Annotated in this window: 17 protein-coding genes; 9 read left to right on the forward strand and 8 right to left on the reverse strand. The window is 35.8% G+C overall.

Features of this window, described 5'->3' with window-relative positions:
• Positions 1 to 22 precede the first annotated feature (22 nt).
• Positions 23 to 580: a lysozyme gene (locus V6E90_RS06385; protein WP_332604837.1), complete on the forward strand. Its 558-nt coding sequence runs from the start codon at positions 23 to 25 to the stop codon at positions 578 to 580.
• A gap of 152 nt (positions 581 to 732) precedes the next feature.
• Here the strand turns inward: V6E90_RS06385 and V6E90_RS06390 are convergent, their stop codons facing one another.
• The 7 genes from V6E90_RS06390 to V6E90_RS06420 all read right to left on the reverse strand — a co-directional run bounded on the left by V6E90_RS06390 (position 733) and on the right by V6E90_RS06420 (position 5,805).
• Positions 733 to 1,062 (reverse strand): hypothetical protein, encoded by a 330-nt coding sequence (locus tag V6E90_RS06390; protein ID WP_332604838.1) that lies wholly within the window; start codon positions 1,060 to 1,062, stop codon positions 733 to 735.
• Positions 1,052 to 1,840 (reverse strand): hypothetical protein, encoded by a 789-nt coding sequence (locus V6E90_RS06395; protein ID WP_332604839.1) that lies wholly within the window; start codon positions 1,838 to 1,840, stop codon positions 1,052 to 1,054. The genes V6E90_RS06390 and V6E90_RS06395 overlap by 11 nt, the downstream gene beginning before the upstream one ends.
• Positions 1,841 to 1,843: 3 nt before the next feature.
• Complete coding sequence (locus V6E90_RS06400; protein ID WP_332604840.1) at positions 1,844 to 2,359, reverse strand: PAAR domain-containing protein; 516 nt, start codon at positions 2,357 to 2,359, stop codon at positions 1,844 to 1,846.
• A gap of 387 nt (positions 2,360 to 2,746) precedes the next feature.
• Complete coding sequence (locus V6E90_RS06405) at positions 2,747 to 3,241, reverse strand: GNAT family N-acetyltransferase (RefSeq protein WP_332604841.1); 495 nt, start codon at positions 3,239 to 3,241, stop codon at positions 2,747 to 2,749.
• A 73-nt stretch (positions 3,242 to 3,314) separates the two neighbouring features.
• The gene (locus V6E90_RS06410; protein WP_332604842.1) at positions 3,315 to 4,715 is read right to left on the reverse strand and encodes a hypothetical protein; all 1,401 of its coding nucleotides are present in this window, start codon (positions 4,713 to 4,715) and stop codon (positions 3,315 to 3,317) included.
• A gap of 117 nt (positions 4,716 to 4,832) precedes the next feature.
• The gene (locus V6E90_RS06415; protein ID WP_332604843.1) at positions 4,833 to 5,381 is read right to left on the reverse strand and encodes a hypothetical protein; all 549 of its coding nucleotides are present in this window, start codon (positions 5,379 to 5,381) and stop codon (positions 4,833 to 4,835) included.
• Positions 5,382 to 5,442: 61 nt separating this feature from the next.
• Positions 5,443 to 5,805 carry an Arc family DNA-binding protein gene (locus V6E90_RS06420; protein WP_332604844.1) on the reverse strand — a complete coding sequence of 121 codons (363 nt, stop codon included), beginning with the start codon at positions 5,803 to 5,805 and terminating at the stop codon, positions 5,443 to 5,445.
• Positions 5,806 to 5,842: 37 nt separating this feature from the next.
• Here V6E90_RS06420 and V6E90_RS06425 point away from each other — a divergent pair, with 37 nt between their 5' ends.
• The 5 genes from V6E90_RS06425 to V6E90_RS06445 all read left to right on the forward strand — a co-directional run bounded on the left by V6E90_RS06425 (position 5,843) and on the right by V6E90_RS06445 (position 8,589).
• Positions 5,843 to 5,998 (forward strand): toxin-antitoxin system HicB family antitoxin, encoded by a 156-nt coding sequence (locus V6E90_RS06425; RefSeq protein ID WP_332604845.1) that lies wholly within the window; start codon positions 5,843 to 5,845, stop codon positions 5,996 to 5,998.
• On the forward strand, positions 5,995 to 6,723 hold the full coding sequence (locus tag V6E90_RS06430; RefSeq protein ID WP_332604846.1) for a phage antirepressor KilAC domain-containing protein: 729 nt from the start codon (positions 5,995 to 5,997) through the stop codon (positions 6,721 to 6,723). The genes V6E90_RS06425 and V6E90_RS06430 overlap by 4 nt, the downstream gene beginning before the upstream one ends.
• A gap of 83 nt (positions 6,724 to 6,806) precedes the next feature.
• Entirely contained in the window at positions 6,807 to 7,106 is a 300-nt protein-coding gene (locus V6E90_RS06435) for a hypothetical protein (RefSeq protein WP_332604847.1), read from the forward strand.
• A gap of 248 nt (positions 7,107 to 7,354) precedes the next feature.
• Entirely contained in the window at positions 7,355 to 7,945 is a 591-nt protein-coding gene (locus V6E90_RS06440) for a uracil-DNA glycosylase family protein (protein ID WP_332604848.1), read from the forward strand.
• A 20-nt stretch (positions 7,946 to 7,965) separates the two neighbouring features.
• Complete coding sequence (locus V6E90_RS06445) at positions 7,966 to 8,589, forward strand: class I SAM-dependent methyltransferase (protein ID WP_332604849.1); 624 nt, start codon at positions 7,966 to 7,968, stop codon at positions 8,587 to 8,589.
• A 36-nt stretch (positions 8,590 to 8,625) separates the two neighbouring features.
• Here the strand turns inward: V6E90_RS06445 and V6E90_RS06450 are convergent, their stop codons facing one another.
• Positions 8,626 to 10,134: a phospholipase D family protein gene (locus tag V6E90_RS06450; protein WP_332604850.1), complete on the reverse strand. Its 1,509-nt coding sequence runs from the start codon at positions 10,132 to 10,134 to the stop codon at positions 8,626 to 8,628.
• Between the two features lie 296 nt (positions 10,135 to 10,430).
• On the opposite strand from V6E90_RS06450, the gene V6E90_RS06455 reads away from it, so the two are divergent.
• Genes V6E90_RS06455 through V6E90_RS06465 form a run of 3 tightly spaced genes read left to right on the forward strand, consistent with a single transcriptional unit; the run spans position 10,431 to position 12,252 of the window.
• Positions 10,431 to 10,706, forward strand: a complete 276-nt coding sequence (locus V6E90_RS06455) for a metal/formaldehyde-sensitive transcriptional repressor (RefSeq protein ID WP_004653592.1) — start codon at positions 10,431 to 10,433, stop codon at positions 10,704 to 10,706.
• A 20-nt stretch (positions 10,707 to 10,726) separates the two neighbouring features.
• Positions 10,727 to 11,836 (forward strand): S-(hydroxymethyl)glutathione dehydrogenase/class III alcohol dehydrogenase, encoded by a 1,110-nt coding sequence (locus V6E90_RS06460; RefSeq protein ID WP_065342684.1) that lies wholly within the window; start codon positions 10,727 to 10,729, stop codon positions 11,834 to 11,836.
• 59 nt (positions 11,837 to 11,895) lie between these two features.
• On the forward strand, positions 11,896 to 12,252 hold the full coding sequence (locus tag V6E90_RS06465; RefSeq protein ID WP_065341996.1) for a winged helix-turn-helix domain-containing protein: 357 nt from the start codon (positions 11,896 to 11,898) through the stop codon (positions 12,250 to 12,252).
• Positions 12,253 to 12,364: the final 112 nt, after the last annotated feature.

The raw sequence follows: 12,364 nt of genomic DNA on the forward strand, positions 1-12,364 counted from the left end.
TTATTGCCAAGAGGAATGCAAAATGGACAGAAAACCATTTTTCAATGCTGCACGTGTTTTAGCGGGCGGAAAACTCACCCAAACCCAAGTTGATGATCTAAACAATGTCGCTGATGGACTGGCACCTAAAAATGGTATGAACACCAGTCAAGTTGGTATCAACTTAATCACTAGCTTCGAAGATCTGAGACTAGATGCTTATGACGATGGCGTAAGGGTGTGGACCATCGGTTTTGGTACCACGATTTATCCAAGCGGCGTAAAAGTTAAGAAGGGTGATGTGTGCGCCAAATCGCAAGCAGTGTCCTTTTTTCAACATGATTTGCGGCGTTTTGAGACTGCAGTAAATCAGGCTGTAAAAGTCGTGATCAATCAAAATCAGTTTGATGCACTTGTATCATTGACCTATAACATCGGGGAAGCAGCATTTAAAGGCTCTACACTGGTTAAGCAATTGAATGCGGGCAACTATAAAGTTGCAGCTGATCAGTTCCTGCAATGGAATAAAGGTGGTGGGAAAGTATTGAAAGGCTTGGTACGCCGCCGTGCAGCAGAACAAGAGCTGTTCTTAAAAAAGTAATTTATCACTGTAGGCACTCAGTGGTTTCTTTGATCATGAGCGCATGTATCTTGTGTATTTTACCTGGTTGTACTGCCCATACCATAACAATATTCATGTTGGAATATGTGAAAAAGCAATTTGAAAGACCCTCTAGATTGAGGGCCTTTCAGCTATTTAGATGCTTTCAATGGATTACACCATGTTCTATAGTCTGTTGTGTCAATATTTTGACATTTTGTATTCTTATTAAAAATATAATATGTGTTTTCCTCAGTTTCTGAAAAGTGGTAATAGTTATTTAAATCTTCACCATACCGCCAATAGCCTCCCGATCCTTCATCAATTTTTGTAGGATGGAAAAAGAAAATATTACTTTCTTTCGGAATGTAATTTGTTTGATCAGTGGCTAATAGCCAAAGATTTGAAAAAGTGTAGGTGAGAAGGCTAATTCCCAAGAGGATAACCACAATAAAATATAAGTAAAATCTACTACTTTTCATAGAAATATAATGTCCCTTTTCCTGTGATTGCTAAATTCAAATTTGCCAAAGCATTATTCGCATATTTTTCTGCTTCTGGCCCTGACCCGTTGTAAGCTTTAATAACTTTCTTTAATTGGTCAGTAGTCATTGCACCGTTAAAACAATTGCTTAACTCGCGATCTATCAAATATCTTAGATGTGCTGCTGCATAATAAAGATCATTTCGCCAATCATCACCAGATATCCTAGTGTCAGTACTTAAACCAATTATATTTTTTACGATGGAAGAAGGGATTGGTGGGCGGCAATATTTTTTCAAAGAATTTTGCACACCGTCAATTAGTGCTTTATCACTGACATTAGCAATACCTGAAGAACCTTTAGATACCTTATCTGGTACGATAAAAATTACCTTATCGACGATATTTGCTGCCGTGGTGATTGTTCTTTCCGCGAATTGGGCTGATTTTCTCCATCCTGGTGCATTTGGATTGTTCTCATTTTGAAGAATTAGCGCAAGAAGTATATGGGGTATTTTATGATAATTGCATGCATCTTTAACCCATTTTCTAATTTCTGAGTCATCAATAAATAAGCCTACATCCTTATGAATGTTCATCCAATACAATTTAATGGGTGACTTGAAAGGCTTATTAAATGACGGAATTTTGTTTTCATCAATGTAGGTAGCTGTCTCACTTCCGGTACATTCACATAGAACAATTGATTTAACCGATCTATCTGTTTTAGGTGTTGTTGATGTTTGACTAGCATCACAATATTGTAAGTTATCCATAGTTTAATAATCGTAAGTAGCTTGTATTGAAAGAATTTCTGCTTGATCTTTAGTATTTACCAAATGGGTAAATCCTAAGTTATCCGTTTTACCTGTTTCCGTTGTTCCATCAGCTCGAGTAATTAAATAATTAATATTTTTTAGGGGGGCACCAGACTGAGATACAAGTTTAAATTTATCTTCAAAAATGTTTGCTAATTGTGACATAAGAGTGTTTGCAGTAGAGATACTATCTGCACTTGTACTCCCACCACCATTGTCTTGTACAACTAAGTTCTGTTTTGGCAATAGTTTACAACCACATGACAAAGAGTCATTAACTCTTGCCGCAGCTTTACCAAAGATTTGCATGTGTGGATCACCTGAAATGATCGTAGCAACGGTTTTGTGCTTGGGACAAGTTGCTTTATCACCAACACAAGCGATTGGAATGCCTTCAATTAAAAACATGCTGTTTCCAGAAAGCACTTGCCCGCCACCTGTGGTTGGACAACCCACAACAATATAAGGTGTTGCCATAATTATTTTCCCTCTCATTAATTTTTATGTGAGGATAATAACAGGACAAATACAGAACGGACTGTTTAGTTTTTTTAAAGACTTTAATTTACTCTTAATAAACCATCCCATGTAAATGGATTCTTACTGAGTTTGTCACGCGACATAGACCAGCCACGATTGATCAAAGCGCGATTGTAAGATGACCAATTGGTTATGCGATAGATTTTGGATGCAGGATTCTTCATTTGGAAATTATATTGCTAAAGAGGCCTTTAAGAATAGCTTTGTGCAACAAAGCCTCTTTTACCTGGTTGCACAGCTCACACCATAAACAACAATATTCATGTAGGGATATGTGTAAAAGCCCTCTGATGAGGGCTTAAAGCAAACAAAAATCCCTAAAATTTATAAATCTTTTTTGAAGAAAACAGCATCCATATTCAAATAATTAGATGTAAATGTTTTTATAAATCCTAACTTACTAAGTAGATTGTGGGCTGGATAGTTTTGTTCTTCTGAGAACGCTACAACTTGCTTAAAATTTCGAGCTTTCATATCTTCAATTAACGTTGTTGCAGCCTCTACGATATAACCTTGGCCTCTCTCGTTCGTACTTAATCTAAATCCTAATTCTGCTTCTTGCTTACCATTGATGGTGCAAATTTCGAAACCACAATAGCCGATAATTTTATTAGTTTTTTTGGAAACGATAGCTAATTTCCCGAATCCATATTTTTTATAATGCTCTATGATTTCAAAAAAGCGTGCTTTGGCATCTTCATTGTTTAATACACCATTAGGTGAAAAAGCCATGAAATTCTCATCTTGAAAGAAACGTATCATCTCGTTCAAATCTTCATTAGCAAATTGTTTTAAAAATAAGTTTTTAGTTTCAAACATTGTGATTATTCATGTCTCAAATTCACAATTATACTGAAATTCATTGCTATATGTTTCTTGAAATTTTTAACTTTCACCCACTGTACCAATTATTAGCATTTACCATTCTTTCAGCTTCTAAGTTATCCATATGGAATTTTTTCAACTTATCAATAGTAAGTATTTCATCAATAATTGAAAGCTCTTCTGTGTCAGGTTCATTCGAATATACTTCAATATTTATATTAAAAGTTAATGGAAACTCAACGAAATTATGCACTAAATTGTCATCATCTCTAAACATCATTAATAATCTATAATTATTTAGATCATTGATGGTATATTGTGAGTTAACATAAGCAGCATTGTTTTCTAAAAAATTACAAAAAATTATGTTGCTTTTTGCGAAAGGTTTTTTTTGTAAAATATCTAAATATTTTTCTTTTTCAATTTTTTCAATTGTTTTTAGAGATTCATAACTTGTTGTTAATTTTTCAATAAAAGTGTTGATAGCTTTTAATGGGTTGTATTTTAATAAATTCTTCATCTTTTGTAGGTCTGATACTTTTTTTAATGATTTAATGTAATCATACATGAGTAAAATTATTTTTATTGCTAATATATGACGACTTGAACCCCTCATCCAATCTGCTTTAATCGAGTATTTGTAATGACTTTCAATGGTTTTATAAATTTTATTACTTATGCTTGACAGCAGTAGCCCACCCATATCTAAACAAACACCTGTGACTACAGAACATAATTTTAATTTTTGCGTAATGTTTAAATCAAGTTTGGAATAGTGAATATCAATTAATTTTAATAAAATATTATATTCATGATAAATTGGATTGTTCATGAAGTTTATATAATTTTCATAAATTTGGTTTTTGATTTTATGTTTGATTTTTAAATTTTTTATTTGAGAAGCATCCTTGTATTTTGATAAATATTCATTGGAAAAAGCATGTGATTCTAAAACTGATAACATGCTTACTGGAACTGAAATGGAAGAGTTTTTATAATTTAATTGAATTTCTAAAGATACACCTACATTTTTATCGTAGTAATAAAAATGTCTGTAGTTGATCACCTCTCTATAATCTAATAATAAATTGTTATTTTTATTGAGGGGTCTATGCATTTTCAATAATTCTGAATAGTTCAATGAAAATACATCTAATGCATCTTTTTGATCCTCTATATTATTTTTTGTTAGAAAGACATTGTTTTTTCTAATGTTAAATTCCAATCCCCAAAGGCTACTAGTTAAATCTAAAAAATGTGTTTGTTCATGTACGATTAAAGATTTGAAATCAATAACTCGATATAATTGATATTCATTTTTTATAGATTTAATATATTCATCATGACTGTTGTTTTTTAAAGAATTTAAAAAATCAGACATGTCTTGGTCACTATACTTATGAATATAGCTAATTAAATTTGTGAAATATATTTTCCCTTCTGCATCAAAGGAACTAGCTGAGTACATAACCGATCCAAATTAAAAAATATATGATAATATGCTAAGATAAAATAGTAAAGAAACTTCAGTATATTAAGTTGTTGAAAATCATCCTGTAATAAATAAAAAGTTATCTTTATAATTTTAATTCTGTAAACAACTTTGAATTAATTCAATAATTCTTTGATCTGGTTTCACTAGAATTTTTTCACCTGTTGTAAGATAAACAAAAATTTTCCAGTTTTTTATATCTTTTCTTTTAATACCATCTCTTATTAAATCAGGTCCCCAAATATTTTTTACGGCACTAACTTCGATAGCCCATCTAACTACTTCACCGTAACTTATCATTTTAGGGAGTGGCGTATTAATAGGGTTGGGATTAATTGGAACAAAAAAAGCACGATCTTTTGTCATTTGCCAACCTATGTTTTGAATTGTTATTGGCTTATTTCCATTATTTGTTACTTCAATGTGAATATATTGATCATCATCACTATATTCACGTCCAGACGTTAATAAAAATATTAGGTTAGAAGTGATTAAAAGGTTAACTTTTTCATTTTTACGCGCTAAATACAGAGATGTTATTACTGCGGCTATAGTTCCAATAGAAGCCAACCAAGTACCTAGCATCGACCAAAAAGCAAGATCAGTGCTAGTTAACCCAAAGTAGGTAGTTTCAATAGACATTTATTTATTCTCGATTCGTATTTTAATCAAAAACTTACCCCAAAGACCAATACAACTTAGCTTACTCATTTTTATTAAGTTTAAAGCCATTAAAAATTTCTTTGATCTGATCATCGCTCAATCCACTTTCTTTGAGCGATGTCATGACATGGCTAAGGATTTTTACACCCGCAGCTGTAAAAGCTTCAATATAACTAGACTGGTTATTTTCAAAACTTTTTTCGAGCCTATCAACAATCTCTGCATTCATGGAACGGTTATTTCCCTTTGCCGTTGTAACAAGTTGCTCTCTAAATTCAGGAGTTACACGTACTTTCATGGTCACAACTTTGTTGTCATCTTCATTCATAGCAAAAGGCTTTAAAAATAAAATTGATGTTAACCCCATTTTGGGGATTGACCAATAACCCCAAAATGGGTACATTAATTTAACACCCCAAAATGGGGACAATGGAGCAAGTATGAAACCAAAAGAATTTATGTATGTAAAGTTTCGCCTAAATGGTGAATTACATAAAAAGCTGAAAGAAAAATCTCAGCAAGAAGAACGCTCAATGAATTATCTGATTAATAAAGCGGTCAAATTGTTGATCGTTCAAGAAGGAGTTAAAACATGAATGCGATTGTTCCATCATTACACGTACAATCCATGAATCATATTGAGATTGCTGAACTTGTTAATAAGCGATCTGACAACGTGAAACGGACTATTGAAACTCTTGTTGATAAAGGTGTAATTCGGCTTCCTCAAATTGAGGATATCGATAAAATCAACAACTTAGGGTTAAATATTAAAGTTAAGACTTACATTTTCACAGGTGAACAAGGTAAACGAGACAGCATCATTGTGGTCGCTCAGCTTTGCCCAGAGTTTACAGCTCGCTTAGTAGACCGTTGGCAAGAGCTAGAAGCTCAAGTTGCTAAACCAATTGATCCAATGAAACTATTGGCAGATCCACATGCTTTACGAAATGCTTTGCTGACATATTCAGAAAAAGTAATTGAGTTAGAGCAGCAAGTGGAAGTTATGCAGCCAACAGTTGAAGCCTTCGATCGTATTGCTAAGGCTGATGGGAGCTTTTGCCTGCGTGACACAGCAAATAACTTACAAATGCGCCAAAGTGATCTAATCAAATGGCTCCAGTTAAATGGCTGGATTTATAAACGCCCTGGTAATGCCGCATGGCATGGTTATAGCGATAAGCTACAGGCAGGTTATCTGGAACATAAAACCGAAGTGATTACTCGTCCTGATGGCTCAGAAAAGATCACAGAGCAGGTGAGAGTGACACCAAAGGGGTTAACCAAGCTTTCAAAGCTATTAGGAAATCACAATGCATAATTCAGGCAATAAAAAAGCCCTTGTCGATTTCTTGGCGGAAAACAAAGGGCTTAGTATTGTCATCGCATGGAGCGATAAACTACATGAACAGTATGACCCAGTTAGTTGCTGAAAATCAAGTCTATGATGCAAGTGACGTTGCAGAAGGTTTTGCATTAGCATATGAGCAAGTCGCCGATATTGCAGCAATGCTGGATGCAATCCAGTACAAGCAAGAGCGAACCATTGAATATCTGGCCAAGGTCTACAACGTACCTGAATCCGTATTTAAAGAAATGATTAGGCTTTTTCGAATCACTGAAAGCATGATTCAAGATTCCATGACTTTCAGTAAAGAGCAGGAAGACTCCTATAAAAGCTTAGATGAAGGGAATGCTCCTTAATTTATTGACCTCTACTGGAACCGCTTATTTAAGTGGTTTTTTTATATCTTTAGCACAGGCTTTCACTCAATTTGCTTATGTCAGATCGGCAAACTCAAAGCTCAAAGAAAAAAATGATATTGCGAATATTTTGTTAAAATTTTGTTAAGGTGAAATTTTCACCAACAAAAGACCCAAGCAAAAAATGGGAATATTCTATAAAATAAACGAAACTTTTCGCTCAATTTAAAATTTGGCTCTTTATATAAATGACTGATATAGAAATAGAAACACACCCATTACAACCGTTTCTACCTGCGACTGCAAAATTGCTGATGCTGGGCAGTTTTCCGCCGCCACAAAGTAGATGGAAGATGGATTTTTACTATCCTAATTATCAAAACGACATGTGGCGGATCTTTGGTCTGATCTTTTTTAAAGATAAAGATCACTTTTTAGATTTACCCAATAAAAACTTTAAAGAGCAACTGATCCGTGAATTCTTAACTCAAATTGGTGTGGGAATCTTTGACACAGCCTATCAAGTGAAACGTTTGCAAGGTAATGCTTCTGATAAATTTTTAGAAATTGTCACGCCTACAGATTTATCCAAATTGCTAGAAAAAATTCCATTGTGCCATACCATCATGACCACAGGCGATAAAGCGACAGATACGCTGATGCTGCACTTTTCAGAGCAAACCAGTAAGCCTATGATTGGACAGTCGGTACAGGTAAATTATGCTGATCGAGAGCTGAATTTATACAGACTACCGTCATCATCGAGAGCCTATCCTTTAGCGTTGGAAAAGAAAGCTGAAGCATACCAACAATTTTTTGAACAAATTAGCTTAGTCTAATCAAAACAAGAGGGAAATAAATGCAGGATGTCGTAAGCCCCATTGATTTAAGAAATTTCACTGATGCTTTGGAGTGGCAAGAAACGGCGAATGTGAAAAGACCATGGCGAAAGGATTTCTTTGAATATTATGCCAATCTCATTAGACAGCAGGTTTCTGAACAATATCAGGTATTAGAGCTTGGTTCTGGGCCAGGTTTTTTAGCCCAACATTTGCTCTCACAACTTAAGAACATTGAGTATACCGCTTTTGATTTTTCAGAAGCGATGCATCAGCTGGCACAAGAAAAACTCAATGCCGCTGAAAGAGCACATGCAACCTATATTGTTGGAAACTTTAAAGCTGCTGATTGGCAGAATATATTCTCTCAGAAGTATGATTTGATTATTATCCATCAAGCATTACATGAGCTTCGACATAAATGCTATGCAACCGATTTCCATAGAATCGTAAAAACCTTATTAAAACCTCAAGGCCATTATTTAGTGTGTGATCATTTGTGTGCAGCACATGCAATGCAAAATGATCAGCTTTATATGACCAAACAAGAGCATTTGGATGCACTTGAACAGGCATCTTTTACGCAGATTAAGATGCCGTTAGAGATAGAAGGCCTATGTTTGTTTGAAATGAATCTGAATTAAGTAATCATAGCGAGTCTAGATAAACTCGCTATGCGTTTACATCATCCATTCAACTGGAAAATAAGACACAAAGTGCATGGTAAAACGCTGAAATTTGGTACTTTCAGGATCATGATGATGCTCAACCACTTCACCATTTTCCTTATGTTCATACCATACAATATTACCGTTTTGATCTAATTTGAGCTGATAAGCCACTTGAAGCAAATGCTGATCAAGCATGGCAGTAATTTGGTCTTGTAAATGATCAGATTCAACAACCAAACCGACTTCAGTATTTAAATGCGCGGAGCGGGGGTCAAAGTTAAATGAACCAATAAAAACTTTTCCATCCACATCAAAAAATTTAGCATGCAGACTTGAACGATTTTTACCTTTAACAGGAATTACACTACCAGTCGCAATTTCATACCAAGTCCTTTTTTTACGTTCAATATTCGGTTTAAATTCATACAGTTGCACACCACTTTGTAAAAGTGGTTTACGGTATTGGCTATAAAAAGAATGCACTACGGCGACATCATTAGCCACCAGACTATTGGTCAGAACACGCACTTTAATGCCATCTTGAGAAAGCTGGTTTAAATATGCTGTGCCTCGCTTGGTGGGGACAAAATAGGCGGATACCAACTCCATATGTTGTTCAGGTTTACCCATAATTTCCAGAACTTGAGCATATAAAAGTTCCTGATCTTTGGCTTGTCCTAAGGCTTTATTGGGATGATCAGCGACAAAATGCGCCTTTGCCCATTGGATGGGGTAGTTTTGTAGGCGTAATTTTAAATAATCTTGTGCAGCTTCAAGTTTATCTTCGGTGGGTGTATCAACTTGCTCTAAGGCTTTATAGCTATTTCTTAAATCCTCAAGTTGCTGGGGTGTGCCAGAACCCATTAACTGCTCAGTTGAATAGCTGAGTTTATCGGTCCAAAACTCATCGAAAACCAGCTCCGCTCGATCGACGGCTTTTCCGTAGAATAAAATGTCCATGTCGCTAAACTGAAACTGGTCACTGGCTTCAAAATATTCACTGCTGATATTGCGGCCACCTGTTACTGCAATCGAATGATCGGCAATAGTCAGTTTATTATGCATCCGATGATTAATCTGTTTCAGTCTAAATACATAATCAATAACGCGTAAATGTCTAAACTTATATGGATTGAAAATACGGATTTCAAAATTTGGATGCTGGGCGAGGGCTTTTAGGGTTTTATCCAGTTTTATGCCATTCTGATCATCAATCAATAGGCGGACTTTTACCCCGCGATCAGCTGCTTTTAACAGCTCATGCAACATCATGTTGCCTATGGCATCGTCATTCCAAATATAATATTGTAAATCAAGTTGATGCTTGGCATTTCGAATTAAATGAATACGAGAGGCAATACTTAAGAAAGCATCATCCAAAGCTAAAAAAGCAGTTAAACCTTTTTCAATATTAAGATCGGCTTGTGGATCATTCATCCATTTTGTTTTCGTATGCAAGGAGTTACTCCGATCATGGTTCTGATTGGGCGGCAAAGAACAACCACCAATTCCTAACATGATAACAAGTGTCGTTATCTTAAAATGGTATGAATTGTTTATCATTTTATTGATCAAGCGTGTGGATCCAGCATTAATGAGTAGGTGATTGATTTTCTTATATATCTAAATTCTATTTCGTTCCAAGGTTGAAATGTAATTATAAATATAATCAATAAGTTATCAATTTAATAATTTAATTTTTTATGTAAACAAGTTCCAATGAGTACAGCTTAATAGAATCTAGATCAATAAATATTGAGTAAAATTACTATACTGGTGTATAGTATATTTTTAGATTTAATGTGGTCGACATTATGCCTAAACAATTAGAGGATAAAAAAAAGATTCTCACACGTGTAAGGCGAATTCAAGGTCAAGTTCAAAGTGTGGAACGTGCCTTGGAAAATGACACAGAATGCGCTGATATTTTGCAGCAAATCTGTGCAGTTCGTGGTGCATTAAACGGTTTGATGACTGAACTACTCGAAATTCATTTAAAAGATACGCTCGTTGTCGGTGAATCTTCGGAGTTGCAACGCAGTCAAGAGCTTATTCAAGTCAGTAAAATTCTTAAATCTTATTTAAAGTAAAATTCAGGAGTGTCATTGTGATTAAATCTCGTGCAGCCGTTGCTTTTGCCGCAGGCGAACCCTTACAAATCGTAGAGCTTGATGTTGAACCACCTAAAGCGGGTGAAGTCCTGATTAAAATTACCCATACAGGTGTGTGCCATACCGATGCCTTCACTTTGTCAGGTGATGATCCTGAAGGTGTTTTTCCGGCAGTGTTGGGTCATGAAGGTGCAGGGGTTGTGGTGCAAGTCGGTGAGGGGGTGACCAGTGTTGCTGTTGGTGACCATGTTATTCCGTTGTATACCGCTGAATGTAAGGAATGTTTATTCTGTAAATCAGGCAAAACCAATTTATGTGTGGCAGTTCGTGCCACTCAAGGCAAAGGCGTGATGCCAGATGGTACAACACGTTTCTCTTATAATGGTCAACCGATTTATCACTATATGGGGTGTTCAACTTTTAGTGAATATACCGTGGTTGCAGAAGTCTCTTTAGCGAAAATCAATCCTGAAGCCAATCATGAACAAGTCTGTTTATTGGGTTGTGGTGTGACCACTGGGATTGGCGCAGTACACAATACGGCGAAGGTGCAAGCAGGCGATAGCGTTGCTGTCTTTGGTCTTGGTGGTATTGGTCTAGCTGTGGTGCAAGGTGCTCGTCAAGCCAAAGCAGGGCGTATTATCGTTGTTGATACCAATCCTGATAAATTTGAGTTGGCAAAACAGTTTGGTGCGACTGACTTCCTTAACCCAAAAGATTATGAGCAGCCGATTCAACAAGTGATTGTTGAAATGACAGGTTGGGGTGTTGACCATTCTTTTGAATGTATCGGCAATACCAATGTCATGCGTTCAGCATTGGAGTGTGCTCATCGTGGTTGGGGACAATCCGTGATTATTGGGGTTGCAGGTGCAGGTCAAGAAATCTCAACACGTCCGTTCCAGTTGGTGACAGGACGCAAATGGATGGGAACTGCCTTTGGTGGGGTAAAAGGACGTACACAACTGCCTAAAATGGTAGAAGATGCCATGAAAGGTGAAATCCAACTTGAACCATTCGTAACACATACTATGCCATTGGATGATATTAATCATGCCTTTGACCTAATGCATGAAGGTAAGTCGATACGTACCGTGATTCATTTCTAATTTAAAAATGATAGGATTTGATGATGTGAAAAGCATCATCAAATCTTAGGTGGATATTGATGTCAAAACCACGTTTAAAACTACATGTTCGCATCCTATCTGATGAACAGATCGCCTTTGGTCCAGGTAAAGCTGAGCTACTTGAAGCGATCCATCGCACAGGATCAATTTCCCAAGCAGCAAAGTCTATGGAGATGAGTTACCGCCGTGCATGGCAACTGGTGGATACCATGAACCAATGCTTTCATTCCAATTTGGTCGATACCCAAACAGGCGGAACGCATGGTGGTGGTGCAGTGCTAACCGAATTGGGGCAAGTGGTACTCAAAAAATTTAGAGCCATGGAGCAGCAAGCAATTCAGGCAGTAACAACTGAGTTTGAAGATCTAGCCAACTATCTAAAAGTAAATAAATAATTTTATAAATATAAATAACTTAAACAGTATTTCATTACATTTGCTTTGATCCTTTCTCTCTCAATAAAAATTTGCTGAATTATAGCGCATACGTATTTTTGTCGAATCTTTT

This window comes from Acinetobacter sp. ESBL14 (assembly GCF_036668815.1).
Lineage (GTDB): Bacteria > Pseudomonadota > Gammaproteobacteria > Pseudomonadales > Moraxellaceae > Acinetobacter > Acinetobacter gyllenbergii.

Excerpts from the sequence above, each read along its gene's own strand:
- V6E90_RS06385 (WP_332604837.1), top strand. The coding sequence starts at position 23 with ATGGACAGAAAACCATTTTTCAATGCTGCACGTGTTTTAGCGGGCGGA.
- V6E90_RS06390 (WP_332604838.1), bottom strand. The coding sequence starts at position 1,062 with ATGAAAAGTAGTAGATTTTACTTATATTTTATTGTGGTTATCCTCTTG.
- V6E90_RS06395 (WP_332604839.1), bottom strand. The coding sequence starts at position 1,840 with ATGGATAACTTACAATATTGTGATGCTAGTCAAACATCAACAACACCT.
- V6E90_RS06400 (WP_332604840.1), bottom strand. The coding sequence starts at position 2,359 with ATGGCAACACCTTATATTGTTGTGGGTTGTCCAACCACAGGTGGCGGG.
- V6E90_RS06405 (WP_332604841.1), bottom strand. The coding sequence starts at position 3,241 with ATGTTTGAAACTAAAAACTTATTTTTAAAACAATTTGCTAATGAAGAT.
- V6E90_RS06410 (WP_332604842.1), bottom strand. The coding sequence starts at position 4,715 with ATGTACTCAGCTAGTTCCTTTGATGCAGAAGGGAAAATATATTTCACA.
- V6E90_RS06415 (WP_332604843.1), bottom strand. The coding sequence starts at position 5,381 with ATGTCTATTGAAACTACCTACTTTGGGTTAACTAGCACTGATCTTGCT.
- V6E90_RS06420 (WP_332604844.1), bottom strand. The coding sequence starts at position 5,805 with ATGTACCCATTTTGGGGTTATTGGTCAATCCCCAAAATGGGGTTAACA.
- V6E90_RS06425 (WP_332604845.1), top strand. The coding sequence starts at position 5,843 with ATGAAACCAAAAGAATTTATGTATGTAAAGTTTCGCCTAAATGGTGAA.
- V6E90_RS06430 (WP_332604846.1), top strand. The coding sequence starts at position 5,995 with ATGAATGCGATTGTTCCATCATTACACGTACAATCCATGAATCATATT.
- V6E90_RS06435 (WP_332604847.1), top strand. The coding sequence starts at position 6,807 with ATGAACAGTATGACCCAGTTAGTTGCTGAAAATCAAGTCTATGATGCA.
- V6E90_RS06440 (WP_332604848.1), top strand. The coding sequence starts at position 7,355 with ATGACTGATATAGAAATAGAAACACACCCATTACAACCGTTTCTACCT.
- V6E90_RS06445 (WP_332604849.1), top strand. The coding sequence starts at position 7,966 with ATGCAGGATGTCGTAAGCCCCATTGATTTAAGAAATTTCACTGATGCT.
- V6E90_RS06450 (WP_332604850.1), bottom strand. The coding sequence starts at position 10,134 with ATGTTAGGAATTGGTGGTTGTTCTTTGCCGCCCAATCAGAACCATGAT.
- V6E90_RS06455 (WP_004653592.1), top strand. The coding sequence starts at position 10,431 with ATGCCTAAACAATTAGAGGATAAAAAAAAGATTCTCACACGTGTAAGG.
- V6E90_RS06465 (WP_065341996.1), top strand. The coding sequence starts at position 11,896 with ATGTCAAAACCACGTTTAAAACTACATGTTCGCATCCTATCTGATGAA.